Below are 20180 nucleotides of genomic sequence, written 5' to 3'. Positions count from 1 at the left end.
ACTGAGCGACCATCACGTGCTCCGCTTCCACTGCTGGTTGGTGCCTCCGTTGCACGTGTACGTGATGACGGCGGCGGAGTCGGCGGTGGACGCGCCGTTCACGTCGAGGCAGTTGCCCGTCGCGCGGGACTTGACGGTGACGTAGCCGCCGGCCTCGGTGAGGGACCACTGCTGGCCGGCGGCCGTGGCGTCGCAGTTCTCCTGGGTCACCGTGCTCGCGTTCTCCCGCACGCACAACGAACTGTTCCGCACCACGAGTTGGTGGTAGCCGCCGCCGACCGGTTTCGACCAGTACCTCTGGTTGGCGCCGCCGTTGCAGGTCCACTGCTTGATCTGCGCGCCGGGCCAGAGGGACTGGCTCGTGACGTCGGCGCACTTGCCGCTGTGCCGGGCGGTCAGCGTGCCGTACGCGGCGCTCGTGCCGGTGACGGTGCCGGCGGCCGTGTCGACGGTGACCTCCGGCGACCACGACATGGACAGCGTGGTCGACGTCGGGAAGGCCAACGGCAGCCAGACGTAACGGGAGTCGTTGACGGTCCCGCCGAAGGCGTTGCCCCAGCGGTCCCCCAGGTACAGGTAGGAGGCGCCCGAGGAGCCCTGCACCGGCAGCACGTAGGCGGTCTGCGACCCGTAGGCCGTCGAGTCACCGACGTTCGCCATGGCGGTCCACGGCCCGGCGATGCTGGTGGCGGTGGCGTACTGCTGCTGGTTGGGGTTCCAGCCGGTCGCGCCTGAGGTCAGCATGAAGTAGACGCCGCCCCGTTTGAACAGCGCCGGCGCCTCGCGGTGCCCGCCGTGCCAGGGGTCGGCCACCAGGCTCGCGACGCCGGTGTAGTCGGCGGTGAGCCGGTAGATCTGCAGGTCGTAGTTCTCACGGGCGGCGGAGATCATGTATCCGGCCCCGTCGGTGTCGACGAAGACCGTGAGGTCGCGGGACATGTGCCGGCCGAGCGGGCGGAAGCTGCCCCGCCAGGCGTAGTTCCCGTCGACGGTGTCGGACACGGCGACGGCCGCGCGGGCCTCGCTGTAGTCGACGCCGTTCTCTTTATGCATCCAGAGTACGAACTTGCCCGTGGCCGCGTTGTACATGACCTTGGGCCGCTCGATGTTGGCGGTGGCCAGCTCGGGGGCGCTCGCCTGGGTCAGGACGTGGTTGCGGAACTCCCAGGTCTTCAGGTCGGTGGAACGGTAGGCGTCCACGTACCGGAAGGTGTTGTCGGCGTTGCGGTTCTCGCCGAACCAGTAGTAGTAGCCGCCGACTTTGAGGACCCCGCCGCCGTGGGCGTGCACGGGGCGGCCCGAAGTGTCCGTGAACTGCGTGCCGTTGTCGATCGCACGGGGGGCGGCCCGGGCCGGTCCGGCAGTGGCGAGGGCGCCGGTGAGCGCCAGGCAGAGGGCGAGCAGGACCGCGTGGACGCGTCTCATCTCACGAGGCTCCCTTCGCGGAGTCGGCGACGGGGACGCCGAAGTCGGGGGTGCCGTCCGGCTTCCAGCCCAGGCGCTGGACGCGGGTGTGCCGGTTGGGGTCGTTCAGCGGGTCGCCGACGATCTCCTTGTACTGGCGGGCGTGGTAGACGAGGACGTCGGTGCGGCCGTCCTCGGCGACCGTGAAGCTGTTGTGCCCGGGCCCGTACTGCCGGGTGGTGTCGTTGCTGGTGAAGACCGGCGTCGGGGACTTCGACCAGTTCGCGGGGTCCATGAGGTCGGCGTCCGCGTCGACGGTGAGCAGACCCATGCAGTAGTTGAAGTCGGTCGCGCTCGCCGAATAGGACATGAACAGCCGGCCGTTGCGCTTGATCACCGACGGCCCTTCGTTGACCTTGTAGCCGATGCACTCCCAGTCGAACTCCGGCGTGCTGAGGCGCACCTGAGGTCCCGTCAAGGTCACCGGACCGGCCATCTCCGACAGCCAGATCGCGGTGTTGTTGCCCATGTCCGGCTCGTGCTGCGCCCAGGCGAGGTAGCGGGTGCCGCGGTGGGTGAAGGTGGTGGCGTCGAGCGAGAACGTCTCCCAGGCGGTCTTCAGCTGTCCGCGCTCCACCCAGACGCCCTTGAAGGGGTCGCGGTGGCTGTTCTCCAGCACCCAGATGCGGATCGCCCAGATGTCCTCGGCGGGCGCGGAGGCGAAGTAGATGTACCACTTGCCGTCGATGTGGTGGATCTCCGGCGCCCAGATGTGGGCGCCCATGGCGCCGCTCGCGTGCTTGCGCCAGACGACGGCTTCGGCGGCCGAGCCGAGGCCCCGCAGGGTGCGGGATCTGCGCAGGATGATGCGGTCGTACTCGGGCGCGGTGGCGGTGAAGTAGTAGGAGCCGTCGGTGTGCCGGTGGATGTGCGGGTCGGCGCGGTTGCGGACGAGCGGGTTGTCGTAGGGGACGGTCGCGCCCGGGCAGGCCGGCGAACCGGCCGCGCGGGCGGCGGTGGCGGACAGGCCCGTGAGGGCGCCCGCGGCCAGGGCGCCCTTCAACAGCAGCCGTCGGCTGGGGGGTTCGGCCGGGGAGGGATGCCGGGGCGCGGGGCCGGGCAGGGCGGGGTCGGGCAGGGCGTCTTCGCGGCTCATGCGGACTGCCTTTCTGCGGGTTCTGCCGGTGGGGGGAACAAAAAGACACAGAATCGTTCGGCATTTCGCACAAGATCTGCCATCCCGAACGCCGAAAAGGTAAGGGCGGGCCACGGCGCGGTCAACGGGTCGTGCGTGACGGACCTCCGCCGGGCGTGGCCCCAGGGGCCGTCCCGGGGCCGGGGCTTTCGCATGCCGGACCGCGCGTTCACGGAGTGGACGATTCCGGCCCTCTCCGGTGGCGTCGACTAGCGTCGGGGCATGACCAGCGACACCTCCTCCCCGTCCGCCCCGCCGCTCGCCGGGGCGCTCGCCGCCGGCGCCGTCGTCCTCGACGGAGGCATGTCCAACCAGCTGGAGTCCGCCGGGCACGATCTGAGCGACGAGCTGTGGTCGGCTCGGCTGCTCGCCGAGCGGCCGGAGGCGATCGCCGACGCACACCTCGCCTACTTCGAGGCGGGCGCGAACGTGGCGATCACCTCCAGCTACCAGGCCACCTTCGAGGGCTTCGCGAAGCGCGGCATCGACCGCGCGCAAGGAGCCCGGCTGCTCGCGCTGAGCGTGGAACTGGCCCGGGACGCGGCCCTGCGGGCCCGGGACAAGGGGGTCACGCATCCGCTGTGGGTGGCGGCGTCGGTCGGCCCCTACGGGGCGATGCTCGCGGACGGCTCCGAGTACCGCGGCCGCTACGGGCTCACGGTAGAGGAACTGGAACGCTTCCACCGGCCCCGCGTCGAGGTGCTGGCGGCTGCCGCGCCCGACGTGCTGGCGCTGGAGACGGTGCCCGACGCCGAGGAGGCGGAGGCGCTGCTGCGGGCGGTGCGCGGACTCGGGGTGCCGGCCTGGCTGTCGTACAGCGTCGCCGGCGACCGCACGCGGGCCGGTCAGCCGCTGGAGGAGGCGTTCGCCCTGGCCGCCGACGCCGACGAGGTGATCGCGGTCGGCGTGAACTGCTGCGCCCCCGAGGACGTCGAGTCCGCCGTGGCGACCGCGGCGCGGGTCACGGGGAAGCCGGTCGTCGTCTACCCCAACAGCGGCGAGGCCTGGGACGCCGACGCCCGCGCCTGGAACGGCAGCTCCACCTTCGCCCCCGAACAGGTGCGGAACTGGCGGGAGTCGGGCGCCCGCCTGATCGGCGGCTGCTGCCGCGTCGGCCCGGAAGCGATCACGTCGATCGCCGGGGCCCTGCGGGAGGGCGCACGCTGACGGTGACCCCGGCCGGGCGGCGGAGGCCTGAAGGTGCACTCGCGGGACGGTGAGCGCGCCGCCCCCGGAGGCGCGGTGGGTGGGGTCGCTCCTGCGGGCGCGGGTGCCTGCGGCTGAAAGCGGAGTGTGCGCTCGCGGGGCGGTAAGGCGCCGCTCCCGGACGTGGGTGGGTAGACCCGCTCCTGCGGGCGAGGGCTCGTGCCGGTGAAGGCGGAGGGTCCCTTCCGATAGCGGCGGATGCGTGCCCGTGACAGCGGGGTGCGCGCCCGCGACGGTGGAAGGGGGCCCGCCCGACGACAGCGGAACGCGCACCCTCGACAGCGGAGTGCGCCCGCCTACGACACCGGAGTGCGCGCCCGCGACAAGGCAGCTGCCGACGACAGGGGGAACGCGCGCCCGCCACGGCAGAGGGCGCTCCCGCGACCGGAAGGCGCCTGCGCACGACAGCGGAACGCGCGCCCTCCGACGACCGGGGGAACGCGCGCCCGCGGCGGCGACGTGCGCCCGCCGGCGACGGCGGTCTCAGCGACGGCGTGAGCCTCCGGTGCGGCGCAGTCGGCGGACTGCCGAGCGGAGTTCGGCCGTCCGCGGGGGGCGGGCGGTCTTCGTGTCCGGCGAGGCGTCAGGTCGGGGTGCTTCGGGGGCCGTGGCCTCGTCGAAGACCGGGATGCCGTCGGCACCGCCGAGCAGTCCCGCCTCTCCGGGCGCGGTGATGTCGCCGGGAAGGAATCCCTCGGTGGGGGTTCCAGTGCCCCTCCCCCACAGTGCGAGGTCGCGGTCGCGCGGCCCGTGCGCGGTGTGCGCGCCCGCCCCGCCACCGTCACCGAACACGCGCACCGGGTGCGTGGGCCCCCATGCCTCCCAGCCGGGGTCGCCGGTCGTCACGAACCGCACCCACGCCCCGTGCATGGCCTCGGCCAGCTCACGCGGCGCGCCCTCGCCGGCCAGCTTGACGGCCTCGGGCATGTCCCCGGTGTCGAAGACGAAGCCCAGCTCCAGGGCGTGGCAGGCGCCGAGCCGCGGTTGCCCCGACGGCCAGGCGAACTCGTACACGTACGCGGAGCCGGGCCGGGTGTCGGCCAGGCGCTGCAGCGGCCGGCGCAGCAGGTGGTCGGTGATCATCTGGCCGACGATCTCAGCGGTGCCGGCCTCCGGATGCAGCGCCCGGTAGCCGCGCGGAACCTCGGGACCGCAGTGGCAGCGGGCCATGGCGCCGGCCAGCCCGACGGCGCCCAGCCGGTCGATGCGGTCCAGCAGGCCGCCGGGGACCAGCCAGAGCCGGTACTCGTCGCTCGTCCAGCCCATGAGCAGGTCGGCGTCGCGGGCGGCGTCGCCGTCGACGAGGGCCTGGAGGGGATCGCGCGGGACGAGGTCGCCGTCGACGACGATGCCGAAGGCGGGTCCGCCGAGGACGGGGCTGCTCAGCCTGCCGGTCTCGGCCTGGGCGCGCAGCAGCACCTCGCGGTCGACGGCGGCGAACGCCTCGGCCGTGGCGGGGACGCGCAGCCGGTTCGCCATCCGGCGGACCATGCGCCGCACCTTGTCCCGCGGGAGGGCTTCCGGCGGCCCGCTCTGCAGGACGGCGCGCCGGAACAGCCCCTGGGCCTGCGGGGCGGCGATCAGGGCGCCGACGCTGATCGCCCCGGCCGACTGCCCGGCCAGGGTGACCCGCGCCGGGTCGCCGCCGAAGGACCCGATCGACTCATGGACCCAGCGCAGGGCGGCGAGCTGGTCGCGCAGGCCCGGGTTGGCCGGCGCGTCGGGGAACAGGCCGTAACCCTCCACGCCCAGCCGGTAGTTGACCGAGACGAAGACGATTCCGTCTCGGGCGAAATGACGTCCGTCGTAGACCGGCGCGGCCGAGGTCCCTCTGGTCAGCCCGCCGCCGTGCAGCCACACGAGCACCGGCAGCCGCGCGGCCGCGCCCGGCGCGGGGGTCCAGACGTTGAGGTTGAGGCATCCGTCGCCGGGCACGACCGGGTCGGACAGGTACCGGGCGAACGCCTCGGAGTACGGCGGTTTGGGCGCCGTCGGCCCGAAGTCGCCCGCGTCCCGCACGCCGTCCCAGGGCTCGGGCGGCACGGGCGGCCGGAACCGGCGGGGCCCGACGGGGGGCGCGGCGTAGGGGATGCCCTTGAACACGCAGACCCCTGACTCGTGGCGTCCGCGGACAGCCCCGTAGGGGGTGCGGACCACGGGACCGGGCCGGTCCTCGGCCACGGGGTTCTTCCTGCCTGCCGTCATCTGCCCACCAGCCCTCCAGGCCCCCGCGGCCCTGCGCCGCGCTCGTGCACCGGCGGGCGGCGGCCGGGTGACCGACGCGCGGCGGCCGGTGACCGCAGCGCGATGCCGGGTGACCGACGCCGCCGGTACCACCAGAGCACCACAGCCGCGCCCGGTGTTCCGGTGCACGGGCCTTCCACAGGGCTGTTCGGCGTACGCGGGGGCGCTGAAACCCTGCGACCCGCCGTCGCGCACGCCCGCTCGGGCCGATTGACCTCACTCCGGGCCGCACCTACCGTGGATCACGCTGTCAGAAAGCGCTTCCCAGGCACCTCAGGAGAGTCATGCCCAGCGCCCAGCTGCCCAGGGCCGTGTTCGCCATGGATCCGGTGCACCTCCCCCTGCTGTTCCCCGCACAGCTCCTCGCCCGGCTGCGGCGGACCGCCGACATCGACCCGGGGTTCGTGGTGCGGGACATGCGGGACCTCACCGACCCCGCCGCGGCCGCGGCACTGGCGGACGCCGAGGTCCTCATCACCGGCTGGGGCTGCCCCCGCCTCGACGCGGAGGCGCTCACGGCGGCGCCCGGCCTGCGTACCGTGCTGCACGCCGCCGGCTCCGTGCGGCCCCTGGTCGGGGACGCGCTGTGGAGTCAGGGCGTGACCGTCTCCAGCGCGGTCACCGCCAACGCCGTGCCCGTGGCCGAGTACACGCTGGCGATGATCCTGCTGGCCGGGAAGGACGCCTTCGCGCACCGGGAGCGTTTCCGGATCACCCGGACCCACCCCAGGCCCGCCGAGACGGCCGCGACCGGCAACCTGGGCCGGCGCGTCGGCCTGATCGGGGCGTCCCGCGTGGGCCGCCGTCTGCTCGAACTCCTGCGGCCGTACGACTTCGAGATCCTGCTGTACGACCCCTACGTCGACGCCGCCGAGGCCGCCGCACTGGGCGCGCGGCCGCTCCCGCTGGAGGACCTGCTGCGGGACAGCGACATCGTCAGCCTGCACGCGCCCGACATCCCCGAGACCCGTCACATGCTCGACCGGGAGCGGCTCGCCCTCATCCGTGACGGCGGCATGCTGATCAACACCTCACGCGGGGGCCTGATCGACCACACGGCGCTCACCGAGGAGCTGGTCTCCGGCCGGCTGCACGCGATCCTCGACGTCACCGAACCCGAGCCGCCGCCCGCCGACTCCCCCCTCTACCGGCTGCCCAACGTCTTCCTCACCCCGCACATCGCGGGCTCCCTCGGCAACGAGCTGGAGCGGCTCGGCCTCGTCGTCGTCGAGGAGATGGAGCGGGTCGCGGCGGGCCGGCCCCTGGCCCACCAGGTCCGGCACACCGACCTGGCCCGCGTGGCGTGAACCGGTCACGACGCCGGTACGGTCCCTGAGACACGGCTGCCCGAGCGGCGGAGGGCGGCCGGAGCCGGGGCCGGAACACCTCCGCCGGAGCCGCATCCGGAACACCCCCCGCCGGAGCCGAGGCCGGATCACCCCGGCCCGCGGCTCTCGGCGCCCGCCTCCCGGGGCCTGCCTCAGCACCAACCGGCGCAGCCGCCGGCGAACTGCTTGAACGCGGCCTGGGTTCCCGATCCGGCGATCCCGTCGATCGCGCCGGTGTAACCCCAGTTCCGCAGCAGACGCTGGAGCGCGCTCACCGTGCCGCCGCCGACTTCGCCGTCGATGGCGCCGGTGTAGCCCCAGTGGGTCCTGAGGTTGCGCTGGAACGCCTTCCAGCTGTTGGTGCCCAACTCGCCGTCTATACGCCCGGTGTAGCCCCAGTTCGCCTTGAGCCAGCACTGGACGTAGCCCGCCTGGGTGGCGTTCAGTCCCAGGTTGACCGTCGCGAGCGGAACCGCGGTCCGGGAGGTCGCCGCGGGGTGCGCGGCCGGCGCGGTGGCCGCGAACCCGGCGCTCGCCCCGGTGAGACTCCCGGCCGCGAGACCCGCGGCGGCGGTGAGAGTGACGATGGTCCTGGTCAGAAGTCGCATGCGTTTCCCTCTTCGATTCGTAGGGTGGCGCTTGACGTTGGCTGACGCGCTCGTCGTGACCGGTGTCGTGGTGGGCTCCCGCGGTCGCCGTCGCCCTGCGGAACGCTTCGAGAAGTGCGCCTGGAAGGACGGCACTTCGTGAGCGGCGCGCGATGCTCGACGCACAACGCCCCGTGCATGACGGGCAGTCGCCTGCGTGCGACTCCGCGACCGTGGTGGCGCCGTGCCCGCGGGCGGAACTGCCCGCGCCGGACCGGCACGCGGCAGAAGCTACCGGCTCCCCCGTGCCGGGCGCGTCATCAGAATCGGCCATTGGCCAGTGGGCCGTCGGCCGTGGTGCGCGAGGAGAGGACCGGCGTCTTCCCGCCGCGCTGAGGCACACCTAGGATAGCAAGCGCTTTCTGCGAGCCGTGGGGGTCGGCTCCGAAAGGACGGTGGTCGAACTTTCGCTGGCCCTCGGGCGGGGCCGGAGAGGTGGTTCCCGATGGTCCGCACGGGCAGTGCGAGCGTGACGGCCGGGCCGACCCTGGCGGTCGTGGCCCGCGAGGCGGGGGTGTCCGTGCCGACGGCCTCCAAGGTGGTCAACGGCCGCGAGGACGTGGCCCCCGAGACCCGCCGCCGGGTCACGGAGGCGCTGGACCGGCTGGGCTACGTACGCAGACCGCGTTTCGACGCGGCGAAACCGCCCCGGCTGGTCGACCTCGTCGTGCACTCGCTGGACAGCTCCTCCTCGGGCGCGGTGCTGCACGGGGTGGAGGAGGCGGCCCATGACGCGGGCCTGGACGTGGTCGTCTCGGCGGCGCTGTCCCGCACGAGGGCGGGCCGCCCGCAGCGCGGCTGGCTGGACAAGCTCACCGCCCGGGGGTCGGCCGGAGTCCTGTTCAACCTGGCCGAGTTGACGCAGGCGCAGTACGCCTGGCTGGAGCAGCACCGCATCCCGTTCGTGATGATCGACCCGGTGGTGGAGCCACCGTCGGACGTGGTGTCGGTGGGCGCGGCCAACTGGCAGGGCGGTGTGACGGCGACCGAACACCTGCTGGCCCTCGGGCACGAGCGGATCGCGGTGATCGCCGGGCCGCGCCGCAGGATGAGCAGCAGCGCCCGGATCGCCGGTTACCGCTCCGCGCTGGCGTCGGCGGGGGTCGGCCACCGTCCCGAGTACGTTCGTCACGGCGGCTTCGAGGAGACGGTCGCCCGCCGCCACATGCGCGACCTCCTCGACCTGCCCGCGCCGCCGACGGCCGTCTTCACCTGTTCCGACCGGCAGGCCCTCGGCGTCTACGAGGTGCTGTCCGAACGGCGGTTGAAAGTCCCGGACGACATCAGCGTGGTCGGTTTCGACGACCTGCCCGAGTCCCGCTGGACCACCCCGGCGCTGACCACCGTCCGCCAGCCCCTCGCGGAGATGGCCGCGACGGCGTTACGGCTCCTGGTGCGGATGATGGACGGAGACCGCCCGGAGGGAACGCGGACGGAGCTGTCGACACGGCTGGTGGAACGGTCGAGCACGGCCGCGCCACGCGTGCGGACGGGGTGAGACCGCTCTCCGGGCGCATCCCCTGCGACTCGCCGGGGTGCATCCCCTGCGCCCGGATTCCCGCCGTCCCGCCCCTCCCCGCCGATGTCCGTTTCCTTCAAGACCGGGCCGCGCTCGGCCGCCTACGGTGGGCGCATGACTCCACGATTCGATGCCGTCGGCCTGGTCGTCTCCGACATGGCCGCCTCTCTCGCCTTCTACCGCAGGCTCGGGTTCGCCTTCCCGGAGGGGGCCGAGCAGGAGCCGCACGTCGAGGCCCGACTGCCGGGCGGGCTGCGGCTGATGCTCGACACCGAGGCCGTCGTCCGGTCCTTCCGACCGGACTGGCGGCCCCCCGTCGGCGAGGGCCGGCACTCGCTGGCGCTACGGTGCGACGGACCGGCCGAGGTGGACTCCGTGTACGAGGAGCTGGTCGGCGCGGGGTACACGGGCGGGGTCAAGCCGTGGGACGCGGTGTGGGGGCAGCGGTACGCCATCGTGCACGACCCCGACGGAAACGGTGTCGACCTGTTCGCCCCGCTGGCGCAGGAGTAGGTCGGTCAGCGTCATACCGCTCAACTCCCGGACGTCACGCGCGAGATGGGCCTGGTCGGCGTACCCGGCGCGGGACGCCGTGTCCGCGTACGGCACTCCCCGTCGGGCCAGGGCGAGAGCGCGCTGCAGGCGCAGGATCCGGGCCAGGGTCTTCGGGCCGTACCCGAAGGCGGTCAGCGAGCGACGGTGCAACTGCCGTGCGCTCCAGCCGAGTTCACCGGCGGTGGCGGCGACCGGACGGCCTTCGGCAAGGGCGGTCACGAGGCGGCGCAGCTCCCGGTCGGGCGGGGCGGCCCGGTGCAGCGCGAGTTCCTCCAGAGCCGTCGCCGGATGCGGCGCGGCCTCGACCCGGGCGCACAGGCGTCGCACCTCGCCCGCCGGCCACAGCTCGGCCAAGTCCACACGCCGGTCGCGCAGTTCGTGCGCAGGCACGCCCAGCAGGGCGGGCGCGGCACCCGGGAAGAAGCGCAGGCCGGACCAGGAGGCGGGCGGTCCGTCGGGGAGGTGAGCCCGCGTGTCGGGGCCGGCCACCAGCAACCGCCCCTCGTTCCACAGCAAATCCATGCAGCCGTCGGGCAGCACCGGGTGAGCCCCGGCGCCCGCCGGACTGTTGGTCCACACCACCGCGCCGGCCAGCCGGGAGGGCCGTTCCTGGTACACAGGCCCAGGCTACGCGCGGGGCGGATGGGACGCGTGGCGGGCCGCCACTCACACCCACTTCTCGGAGTTCGCCGGAGAGTCGGCCCGGGCCGGGGGAGCGTGCGGGCTCCCTGCCCCGCTGTCAGTTCGGGGGCGTCTGGAGGATGCCGTTGATCAGGACGTCGAGGGCCCAGGTGTCGCGGTCGCCCGGGGAGAAGAGCGCCTGCCTCATGGAGGTGAGCATCGGGTAGCGGTCGGCGGGCAGGGCGGCGTAGCGGCGGTCCGCCGCGCTGACGGTGGTCTCTTCGTCGGACCCCTTGGTGTCGTGGTTGTTCTGCTCGACGGCGGCCGCGGCGATGTGGAGCCACAGGAGGTCGACGGCCCAGGCGGCGGCGGTGTCGTCGAGGCCGCCCTGCTTGAGCAGGGCGAGCATGCGGTCCAGGACGAGCAGGGAGTTCGGTCCGGTGGGGATGGCTCCGAGGGCGACGCCGGCCAGGCCCTCGTGCCGGCTCATCGCCGCGATGGCGGCGGTGGCCAGGGCGCGCAGCCGTTCACGCCAGGTGCCCTCCTCGGCCGCCGCGACGGATGCGAGGGCTTCGTCGAGCATGGCGGCCATGAGGTCGTCGCGGTTGGCGACGTAGACGTACAGCGAGGCCGGGCCGGTGTCGAGCGCCTTGGCGACGCTGCGCATGGTCAGGGCGTCCAGGCCGTCGCGGTCGAGGATCTCCAGGCCGGTGCGCACGACGGCGTCGCGGCTGAGGGGGGCCTTGGTGGGCCGCGCGCGGCGGCTGATCGGCTGCGTCCTCATGGGGCAAGCCTAGCCGGGCGACGAACACCGTTTGACACGAACACCGTTCGTTCCCTAGGGTCCGACGAACAATGTTCGTGACGAACAACGTTCGCACCACTCTCGGAAAGCACCCCATGACCAGCACCCTCGCCCCGCCCAGCCAGGCCGGGGCCCTCTCCCCCGCGCGGCGCTGGGCCGTCCTCGCCGTGATCCTGGCAGCCGAGGTCCTGGACCTGATCGACGCCACGATCACCAACCTCGCCGCGCCGAGCATCACCGCCTCACTGAAGGGCGGACCGTCCCTCGTCCAGTGGCTGGGCGCCTCCTACGCACTCGCCCTCGGCGTCCTTCTGGTCGTCGGCGGCCGGCTCGGCGACAAGTACGGAAGGCGTCGCGTCTTCCTGACGGGTCTTGCCGGGTTCACCGCGGCCTCGGTGGCCTGCGGACTGGCCGTCGGTCCCCAGACGCTGATCGCCGCCCGCCTCGTCCAGGGAGCCTTCGGCGCCCTGCTGATCCCGCAGGGCTTCGGCATCCTCGGCGCCGTCTTCCCCCGCGACCAGATAGGCAAGGCGTTCAGCGCCTTCGGTCCCGTCCTCGGACTGTCGGCGGTGGGCGGCCCGATCCTGGCCGCCACCCTCATCGACACCGACCCCTTGGGGCTCGGCTGGCGCTCCATGTTCCTGATCAACATCGTGCTCGGCGGCGCCGCCCTGCTGGCCGCCCACCGCCTGCTGCCCCGGGACACCGGCGAACGCGGCACGGTGATCGACGCCCCGGGCGCCTTGCTGCTGGCCGGAGCGATGGCCACCCTGCTCTACGGGCTGATCGACGGCCCCGCCCACGACTGGCGCGCCGTGTCGTGGGCCGCACTCGGCGCCGCGGCGGTCTTCTTCGCCCTCCTGACCCGCCGCCAGGCCACCGCCCCCCATCCGTTGATCCAGCCCTCGCTCTTCCGCAACCGGGGCTTCGTCTGCGGCCTCGTCCTGGGCGTCGCCTTCTTCGCGGCCGTCGCCGGGCTGCTCTACGTCGTCTCCCTGTTCCTCCAGGGGGGCCTGGGCTACTCGCCCCTGCGGACCGCCCTCACGGGCAGCACTCCCATGGCCGCCGGAATCGTCATCGCCTCGATCGCCTGCTACCGGCTCATCGGCCGCCTCGGCCGCACCCTCGTCCTGATCGGCCTGCTCACGACGCTGGCCGGCACCGCGGGACTGTGGGCCGCCGTCCACACATCCGGCACCGCGACCGGCCCGGCCTCGATCATCGCCGCCACCCTGGTGACCGGGCTCGGCATGGGCACCTGCTTCGGCACCGTCTACGACATCACCCTCGGGGACGTCACCCCGGCCGAAGCGGGATCCGGCGCGGGGTCCCTGACCGCGGTGCAGCAGCTCGCCAACGCTCTCGGCGCCGCCGCCGTCACCACCGTCTACCTCCACACCCCCGGCCCCGCCCACGCGATGACCCGCAGCCTCCTGGTCGTGGCCGGCATCACCCTCGGCTGCTGCTGCCTGGTCCGCCTGCTCCCCCGCACCGCGCAGCCCCAGCACCACTGACCCGCACCACACCCGGAACACACTCGGAAAGAGCCCACTCATGATTCTCGTCACCGGAGGCCGCGGCGCGGTCGCCACCCATCTGACCTCCCTGCTCCACCGCGACGGCCTGGCCGTCCGGGTCGGCTCCGCCGCCCCCGAGACGCTTTCCCCACCCGACGGTGTGGAGGCGGTCCGTCTCGACCTCACCGCCCCGGACACCTTCGCCGCCGCCCTGGCGGGCGTCACCACCGTGTTCCTCTACGCCAGCCCCGAGCGCGTCAGCGACTTCATCGACCACGCTCGAGGAGCCGGAGTCACCCACATAGTGCTGCTGTCCTCCTCGGCTGTGCTCAGCCCCGACCCCGAGAGGGATCCGCTCGCCAAGTCACACCTCGACGTGGAGCGCGCGCTGCTCGCCTCGCCGATCACCACCACGATCCTGCGGCCGGGTTCCTTCGCCTCCAACGCCGGCGGCTGGGCCTGGGCCGTCAAGGCCGGACGGCCCCTCAGCCTGCCCTTCCCCGACGCCCACACCGACCCCATCCACGAGAAGGACGTCGCCGAAGCCGCCCACGCCGTCATCACCGACCCCCGCCACCACGGCGGCCGGTTCACCCTCACCGGTCCCGAATCGCTGAGCTTCGCCCAGCAGGTCGAACAGCTCGCCGCCGTAACCGGCCGCCCCGTCCCGATCGACCACGTCACCCCCGAGGCGTGGAAGCGGGAGTCGGCCGAGTACATCCCCGCCGCCTTCGCCGACGCCCTGCTGAAGTGGTGGGAATCCAACGACAAGCCCCTCCCCCTCACCCGCACGGTCGAAGAACTCACCGGCCACCCGCCCCGCACCTTCACCACCTGGGCCGAGGACCACGCCGGCGACTTCACCGACCACTGACACGTCACCCGGTCCGGCGGATGCGGGAGCCGGACCGCCGCCCACCGCGCCCAGGAGGCCGACCAGTGCGCGAGGGTGCCGAGGGCGACCATCAGGTCGTGCAGCCGCCAGCCGCAGGACGAGGTCAGCAGCAGGCCCGCGGTGACCGCCTGGAATCACTTCTCGGGGGGCGGGGGCTCCTCGTCGCCCGGGGCGGTGTTCTTGTGGGAGGTCTTCGCATGCGCTCGCAGGCGGCCCGTGACGTCCTCCGGGGGGAGGAAGCGGGACCAGCGTTCGGGGAACTCGGAGGGCATGTCGGGGTCGTCGGGGTCGTCGTACTGGCGGGCCGCGGTCAGGCGGGCGACGTACTCGGCGGCCTCCTCCTCGCGCTGCCGCTCGGCGGCGGCCCGCGCGGCGGCGGTCGCGGCGGCGGGCCAGACGCGGTCGATCGCGGCGTTCACGGCCGCCCCGACGAGGACGGCGAAGGCGGACACGCCGATCCACAGCAGGACGGCGACGGCGGCCGCGAGGGAGCCGTAGATGGTGGCGCCCTCGATGGTGCTCTGCAGATAGATGCGGAGCAGGAAACTGCCGAGCACCCACATCGCCAGGGCGACCAGCGCGCCGGGGACGTCCTCGATCCACGGGGAGCGCACCGGCACGGAGACGTGGTAGAGCGTGGTGAGGAAGGCGATCGACAGGACGATAACGACGGGCCAGTACAGCACCTGGACGACCGTCGTCGACCAGGGCACGATCCGTACGACGGCGTCGGGACCGGCCACCATCAGCGGCAGCGCGACGGAGCCGATCAGCAGGGCGGCGATGAACAGCAGGAACGCCACCAGCCGGGTCTTGACGATGCCGCGCACCCCGTCGAGGCCGTACATGACGGTGATGGTGTCGATGAAGACGTTCACCGCGCGCGACCCTGACCACAGGGCGAACAGGAACCCTATCGAGATGACGTCGGGCCGGCCCCCCTTCATCACGTCGTCGAGGATGGGCTGCGCGATCTCGGCGACGCCCTTGTCGGACAGGACGGTGCGGGAGGCGTCGAGGAGGTTGGCCTCCAGGCTGCTGATGGTGTCCGTGCCGGTCCAGTCGTCCACGTAGCCGAGGAGGCCGATGAGGCTGAGCAGCAGCGGCGGCACGGACAGCAGGGTGAAGAAGGCGGCCTCGGCGGCCAGGCCGAGAATGCGGTACTCGATGCAGGAGTTGACGGTGTCCTTCAGAAGCAGCCAGGCGGTCCTGCGCTTGGAGACGTTCCGGTAGAGGGCGCGGGCTCGGTGGAGACGCCCGGCGAGGGCCGCGTGGTCGTCGGGGCGCTCGGGGTGCTCGGGGGGCTGACTGGCTGGCTGCACGCCCTAAAGGTATCCGCCGTACGAGGCTCCACTCATCTCCGGTGGGCCCGCTCACGCCGTGCGTGTTGGGCGGTCATGACCTGCGGGGCGGTGGGTACGTTTCGCGGTATGGCAGGCAGCACGCACACCGTGACCAACCAGCCCCCGCCCCTGCTGGGCCACGACGTCTACGCCACCGATCAGGCCCTGGTCGCGGCCGTGGAACGCCATCTCCACCCGGGGCTGCTCGACGAGGCCCGCGGCGAGCTGTCCTCGCTGGGCCGCGCGGCCGGGTCGGCGCAGCTGCACGAGTGGGCGGCCCAGGCCGACGGCAACCCTCCGGTGCTGCGCACCCACGACCGCTACGGCCGCCGGATCGACGAGGTCGACTTCCATCCGGCCTGGCACCGGCTGCTCGGCAAGGGCGTCGGCGCGCATCTGACGTCGGCGTGGGCGCGGCCGGGCGGGCATGTGCGGCGGGCCGCCGCCTTCGTGGTGTGGACGCAGGTGGAGGCGGGCAACTGCTGCCCGCTGTCGATGACCCATGCGGCCGTGCCCGCCCTGCGCGCCGATCCCGGCCTGGCCGCCGAGTGGGAGCCCCTGCTGACGTCGACGATCTACGAGCGTGAGCTGCGGCCGGCGCGTTCGAAGGCGGGCGCGCTGGTCGGGATGGCAATGACGGAGAAGCAGGGCGGCAGCGACGTCCGGGCGAACACGACGTCCGCACGGCCGCTCGCCGAGGACGGGGCGTACGAGCTGACGGGGCACAAGTGGTTCTGCTCGGCCCCGATGTCGGACGGTTTCCTGGTGCTGGCGCGGGCGTCCGGTGCGCCGGAGGCCGGGGAGGGGGGGCTGACCTGCTTCCTCGTGCCGAGGGTGCTGGAGGACGGCAGCCGTAACGTCTTCCGCATCCAGCGTCTGAAGGACAAGCTCGGCAACCGGTCGAACGCCTCCGCCGAGGTCGAGTTCGACGGGACGTGGGCGCGCCGGGTGGGCGAGGAGGGCCGGGGTGTGCGGACCATCATCGGGATGGTGGCCGCGACCCGGCTGGACTGCGTGCTGGCCTCGGCGGGGCTGATGCGGGCGGCCGTGGCGCAGGCGACGCACCACTGCGCCCACCGGGAGGCGTTCGGCGGCGCGTTGCTCGACAAACCGCTGATGCGCAACGTCCTGGCCGATCTGGCGCTGGAGTCGGAGGCGGCGACGACGCTCGGGCTGCGGCTCGCGGCGGCGTACGACGACGGCGGCGAGCAGGAGCGGGCGCTGCTGCGGATCGCGGTTCCGGCGGCGAAGTACTGGGTGGCCAAGCGGTGTGCGCCGGTGGTGGTGGAGGCCGCGGAGTGCCTGGGCGGCAACGGGTACGTGGAGGAGTCGGGGATGCCGCGGCTGGTGCGGGAGTCGCCGCTGAACTCGATCTGGGAAGGCGCGGGCAATGTGCAGGCGCTGGACGTGCTGCGGGCGCTCAGGCGGGAGCCGGAGGCGCTGAACGCGTATCTGCGGGAGGTGGGGCTGGCCCGGGGCGCCGACCACCGGCTGGACGCGGCGATCAAGGCCCTGTTGACGGACCTGGCCGATCTGGACGGCGCCGAGGCGCGGGCGCGACGGCTGACCGAGCGGTTCGCGCTGGTGCTGCAGGGGTCACTGCTGGTGCGGTTCGCGCCGCCCGAGGTGGCGGACGCGTTCTGCGCCTCGCGGCTGGGCGGCGACGCGGGCGGGGCCTTCGGGACGCTGCCGCACACGCTGGATCTGGGGGCGATCGTGGAGCGGGCCCGGCCTGTGGCCTGAGCCGGCGCCCCGTCCGGGGAGGCCGGGCGTGGCGTCCGCCGCGGGCGGGGGTGGTGCCGCGCCGACACGGCACCACCCCCGCGGCGATGGCCCTGCGAGGCCAGGAGCGCCGCTCGGGACGGCGTGCCACAAGTCTCGGGGCACCCGATGGCGGTCGGCCAGGGTTGCAGGGGGTTGCAACGCATTCGTCCCAGTGGACGGAGTGTGCCCCTCCGTCCCCGGCGGAGGGGCAGTATGGGAGGTCCGGCAGGACGGACGGGGAAGACGTTCGGCGCCCGTGTGCTCTCGGGGAGGCCCAGTGGCGATGTCGCCGATGAACGTGCCGCGGCTCGCGGCGGTCGACGCCGCGCGGGCGGCGCGGGTGCTCAGCGAGGTGCGCGACGCCCGGCTCGCCGGCCGGCGGTCGCCGGTGGCGCCCCGGCCCGTGATCGAGCAGTCCTGGCAGCGGGTGCTGCGCAGTGGGGTCGATCCGGAAGCCGGTTCGGGAGCAGGGCTGTTGAGCGCGGAGGAGGTGCGCCGACGGCGTGAGGCGTCGCCGTTGCGGGAGGTGCTGCCGGTGCTGCGCGAGGGCTTGCTGTCGGCGGCGGACGTGGCCCGGCACATCATGGTCGTGTCGGACGGCGAGGGCCGGGTGCTGTGGCGGGAGGGCTGCTCCCCGGTGCTGCGCAAGGCCGACCGCGTGGGTCTGGAAGTGGGCGCGGACTGGCGGGAGGACGTCGTCGGCACCAACGGCGTGGGCACGCCGGCGGTGGTCCGGCGGCCCGTGCAGGTGTTCGCGGGCGAGCACTTCGTGCGGTCGCACACGGCGTGGACGTGCGCGGGCGCCCCGATCACCGATCCGCGGGACGGCCGGCTGCTCGGAGTGGTCGACGTCAGCGGGCCGTTGGAGACGATGCATCCGGCGACGCTCGCCTGGGTGGGCGCGGTGGCGAAGCTGGCGGAGGCCTCGCTGCGGGAGTCCCATCTGCGGTCGCTGGAGCGGCTGCGCGCGACGGCTGCGCCGGTGCTGGCCCGGTCGGGCGGGCGGGCTGCGGTGGTCGACGGGGACGGCTGGACGGCGGCCGTGACGGGGATGCCGTACGTGAGCCGGATCGTGTTGCCCAAGTCGCCCTCGCCGGGGCGGCGATGGCTGCCGGTGCTCGGGTGGTGCTCGGTGGAGCCGCTGGCGGGGGGCTGGTTGGTGCGGTCGGCGGACGGGGCGGCCGAACCGCCGGCGCGGGCCGCCACCCGGATCGTGCTGGACGTGTCGCGGGCGGGCCGCTGGTCGGTGACGGTGAGCGGCCCGGAGGGCGTCTGGTCCCGGGAACTGACGCCGCGGCACGCCGAGTTGCTGTATCTGCTGGCGGCGCACCGGGGCGGGCGCAGCGCCGCGGACCTGGCCGAGGACGTGTTCGGGGACCGGGGGCGCAGGGTGACGGTGCGGGCGGAGATGTCGCGGGTGCGGCGCTATCTGGGCGCTCTGCTGGAGCACCGGCCCTACCGCTACGGCGACGAGGTGGAGGTGGATGTGCTGCTGCCGGAGGACCCGGGGAGGCTGCTGCCGCATTCGACGGCGCCCGCGGTGGCCGGGGCCCGGACGGCTTCCGTGCCGTGAACGTCACCGGCCCTGGTGCGAGCGGTGGTTCGGCGGAGTGCCAGGGGTGGCCCCCGCGCGACCAGTGGTTCGGCGCGGGTCCGAGGTCGATCGTTCCGCGCCCTGAATCGACTTATGTCGCTGCGTCTTTCCCGCATTGTGAAGTCTTCCTGCCGGGCGGGGGCGCTCTGTCGTAGGCTCCCCTACGGGTCACCCCACCTGTTCCTCGCTCAACGTACGGATCGTGCGGAGCAGTTGGCCCGCCTCGGGAGGACGAATGAAGCAACGCGGCCGACATCGCCGGCGCAGGCGGGGAAGAGCGGCGCGGGCGTTCCTGGCGGGAACCGCTCTCGCGCTCACCGCCGCCGCCACCATGATCAGCGCCTCCCAGGCCACGGTCACCGGCAGTCCCGGGGCGTTGAAGCCGCTCACGGCGGCCGCCGACACCGACGCGCTGCGGCTGACGGAGGAGCCGGTGCCGCAAGCCGCGCTCGACCGGCTCTCCGCCGAACTGGGCCCGCCGGTCGGGGTCGGCACCGTGCTGGGCGGCGCCGAGGGCGTGCTGCGCGACTCGGTCGACTGCACGCCCGCCGAGCGGGCGGAGCTGCCCGTCTCCCCGGCGGCGGCGCGCGCCTACTGCTGGGGCACCGACGACACCCGGGGCTGGCAGCCGGGCGCGGTCACCACGTCCGCGGACGCCGACGACGACGGCCTGTGGGGTGCGCACCGGGTGGTGCTGTCGGGCTGGTCGCGCAGCGCCGGCCCGACAGCCGAGCGGGGGCTGGCCCGGATCGCGCTGGTCGACGCCGGCGACCTGGACCGCATGCGGTACACGTGGGCGCTGCTGGCCGTCCCGGTCGACAACGGACGGGACTTCCGCGGGCTCGTCTCGCATGTCTCCGGCATGGTCTGGTACCAGAACAAGCTGCTGGTCACCGCCGACGAAGGGGACGGCGCGGCGCTCTACGTCTACGACATGAACCGCATCCACCGCGCCGGCGTCGCCGGTGAGGCGGTCGGGCGGGTGCCCGGCGGCTGGTCGGCGCACGGCGCCCGGTACGTCCTTCCGGCCGTGGCCGCGTACCGGACGGCCGGCGGCGCGGGCGCCCCGCACCCCGCCACCGTCTCCCTCGACCGCAGCACCACGCCGGACACGCTGGTGGCCGGCGAGTGGACGCTGGACGGCTCGGACACGGGCGCCCGGCTGTGGCGCTACGCCCTCGACCGGGGTCCCGGCCGCGCCGGCCTCCTCCACGGGGACGGCGCCGGGCACGTCCGGGCGACGCAGGCGTACCGGTCGAAGCTGACCGGGGTGCGCGGGGTGCTGGCGTACCACGGCGCGTGGTATCTGACGCGCGCCGCGGGCGAGGACGGCGGGCACGGGACGCTGTGGCGGCAGGACGCCGAGGGCGCGCGGGCCGCGCGCTGCGGGGCCGACGATTCGCGTGCCTGCTGGAGCCCGCTGACCGAGTCGCTCTCCTACGGGGCGGAGTCCGGCGAGGTGTGGGCGCAGTCGGGCCGCACGCTGTTCTCCCTGCCGCTGGCTTCCATCGACAGATCAGCGGATTGAAGTGCTCTTCCTCGT

General features: G+C 73.7%; 15 protein-coding genes and 1 pseudogene. 9 read left to right on the top strand and 7 right to left on the bottom strand.

The features are described from left to right. Positions 1 to 12: 12 nt before the first annotated feature. Both ACIOC0_RS22460 and ACIOC0_RS22455 read right to left on the bottom strand, forming a co-directional pair. Positions 13 to 1425 (bottom strand): RICIN domain-containing protein, encoded by a 1413-nt coding sequence (locus ACIOC0_RS22460; RefSeq protein WP_402157011.1) that lies wholly within the window; start codon positions 1423 to 1425, stop codon positions 13 to 15. 1 nt (position 1426) lies between these two features. Beyond that, positions 1427 to 2560, bottom strand: coding sequence for a family 43 glycosylhydrolase (locus ACIOC0_RS22455; RefSeq protein WP_402157010.1), 1134 nt, complete (start codon positions 2558 to 2560; stop codon positions 1427 to 1429). 261 nt (positions 2561 to 2821) lie between these two features. Between ACIOC0_RS22455 and mmuM the strand changes: the two genes are divergently transcribed. Next, positions 2822 to 3766 carry a homocysteine S-methyltransferase gene (mmuM, locus tag ACIOC0_RS22450; protein ID WP_402157008.1) on the top strand — a complete coding sequence of 315 codons (945 nt, stop codon included), beginning with the start codon at positions 2822 to 2824 and terminating at the stop codon, positions 3764 to 3766. Positions 3767 to 4288: 522 nt separating this feature from the next. Here mmuM and ACIOC0_RS22445 read toward each other — a convergent pair. Next, positions 4289 to 6010, bottom strand: coding sequence for a carboxylesterase/lipase family protein (locus ACIOC0_RS22445; protein ID WP_402157007.1), 1722 nt, complete (start codon positions 6008 to 6010; stop codon positions 4289 to 4291). A gap of 323 nt (positions 6011 to 6333) precedes the next feature. Between ACIOC0_RS22445 and ACIOC0_RS22440 the strand changes: the two genes are divergently transcribed. Beyond that, positions 6334 to 7356 (top strand): hydroxyacid dehydrogenase, encoded by a 1023-nt coding sequence (locus tag ACIOC0_RS22440; RefSeq protein WP_402157005.1) that lies wholly within the window; start codon positions 6334 to 6336, stop codon positions 7354 to 7356. Positions 7357 to 7529: 173 nt separating this feature from the next. Here the strand turns inward: ACIOC0_RS22440 and ACIOC0_RS22435 are convergent, their stop codons facing one another. After that, positions 7530 to 7985: a peptidoglycan-binding protein gene (locus tag ACIOC0_RS22435; RefSeq protein WP_130437973.1), complete on the bottom strand. Its 456-nt coding sequence runs from the start codon at positions 7983 to 7985 to the stop codon at positions 7530 to 7532. 484 nt (positions 7986 to 8469) lie between these two features. Between ACIOC0_RS22435 and ACIOC0_RS22430 the strand changes: the two genes are divergently transcribed. Next, positions 8470 to 9522: a LacI family DNA-binding transcriptional regulator gene (locus ACIOC0_RS22430; protein WP_402157003.1), complete on the top strand. Its 1053-nt coding sequence runs from the start codon at positions 8470 to 8472 to the stop codon at positions 9520 to 9522. Between the two features lie 84 nt (positions 9523 to 9606). After that, positions 9607 to 10056: a VOC family protein gene (locus ACIOC0_RS22425; RefSeq protein WP_402157002.1), complete on the top strand. Its 450-nt coding sequence runs from the start codon at positions 9607 to 9609 to the stop codon at positions 10054 to 10056. On the opposite strand, the pseudogene ACIOC0_RS22420 reads toward ACIOC0_RS22425, so the two are convergent. Further along, a pseudogene (locus tag ACIOC0_RS22420) lies at positions 10051 to 10716 on the bottom strand (helix-turn-helix domain-containing protein); the annotation flags it as partial. The gene ACIOC0_RS22425 and the pseudogene ACIOC0_RS22420 overlap by 6 nt on opposite strands. A 121-nt stretch (positions 10717 to 10837) precedes the next feature. Continuing rightward, the gene (locus tag ACIOC0_RS22415) at positions 10838 to 11503 is read right to left on the bottom strand and encodes a TetR/AcrR family transcriptional regulator (protein ID WP_402157000.1); all 666 of its coding nucleotides are present in this window, start codon (positions 11501 to 11503) and stop codon (positions 10838 to 10840) included. Between the two features lie 116 nt (positions 11504 to 11619). Here ACIOC0_RS22415 and ACIOC0_RS22410 point away from each other — a divergent pair, with 116 nt between their 5' ends. After that, on the top strand, positions 11620 to 13038 hold the full coding sequence (locus tag ACIOC0_RS22410; protein WP_402156999.1) for an MFS transporter: 1419 nt from the start codon (positions 11620 to 11622) through the stop codon (positions 13036 to 13038). Between the two features lie 40 nt (positions 13039 to 13078). Continuing rightward, the gene (locus ACIOC0_RS22405; protein ID WP_402156997.1) at positions 13079 to 13915 is read left to right on the top strand and encodes an SDR family oxidoreductase; all 837 of its coding nucleotides are present in this window, start codon (positions 13079 to 13081) and stop codon (positions 13913 to 13915) included. Between the two features lie 155 nt (positions 13916 to 14070). Here the strand turns inward: ACIOC0_RS22405 and ACIOC0_RS22400 are convergent, their stop codons facing one another. Continuing rightward, positions 14071 to 15258: a YihY/virulence factor BrkB family protein gene (locus tag ACIOC0_RS22400; RefSeq protein WP_402156996.1), complete on the bottom strand. Its 1188-nt coding sequence runs from the start codon at positions 15256 to 15258 to the stop codon at positions 14071 to 14073. Positions 15259 to 15366: 108 nt separating this feature from the next. Here ACIOC0_RS22400 and ACIOC0_RS22395 point away from each other — a divergent pair, with 108 nt between their 5' ends. The 3 genes from ACIOC0_RS22395 (at position 15367) to ACIOC0_RS22385 (ending at position 20165) form a co-directional block, all read left to right on the top strand. Further along, entirely contained in the window at positions 15367 to 17022 is a 1656-nt protein-coding gene (locus ACIOC0_RS22395) for an acyl-CoA dehydrogenase family protein (RefSeq protein ID WP_402156994.1), read from the top strand. A 313-nt stretch (positions 17023 to 17335) separates the two neighbouring features. Continuing rightward, a complete protein-coding gene (locus ACIOC0_RS22390; RefSeq protein WP_402156993.1) occupies positions 17336 to 18616 on the top strand; it encodes a GAF domain-containing protein in 1281 nt (426 codons plus the stop codon). A 256-nt stretch (positions 18617 to 18872) separates the two neighbouring features. Next, positions 18873 to 20165, top strand: coding sequence for a hypothetical protein (locus tag ACIOC0_RS22385; RefSeq protein WP_402156992.1), 1293 nt, complete (start codon positions 18873 to 18875; stop codon positions 20163 to 20165). Positions 20166 to 20180 lie beyond the last annotated feature (15 nt).

This window comes from Streptomyces sp. NPDC088254 (assembly GCF_044740925.1).
Taxonomy (GTDB): domain Bacteria; phylum Actinomycetota; class Actinomycetes; order Streptomycetales; family Streptomycetaceae; genus Streptomyces.
Note: the sequence above shows the minus strand (reverse complement) of the source record. Positions and strands in the feature narration are given on the sequence as shown.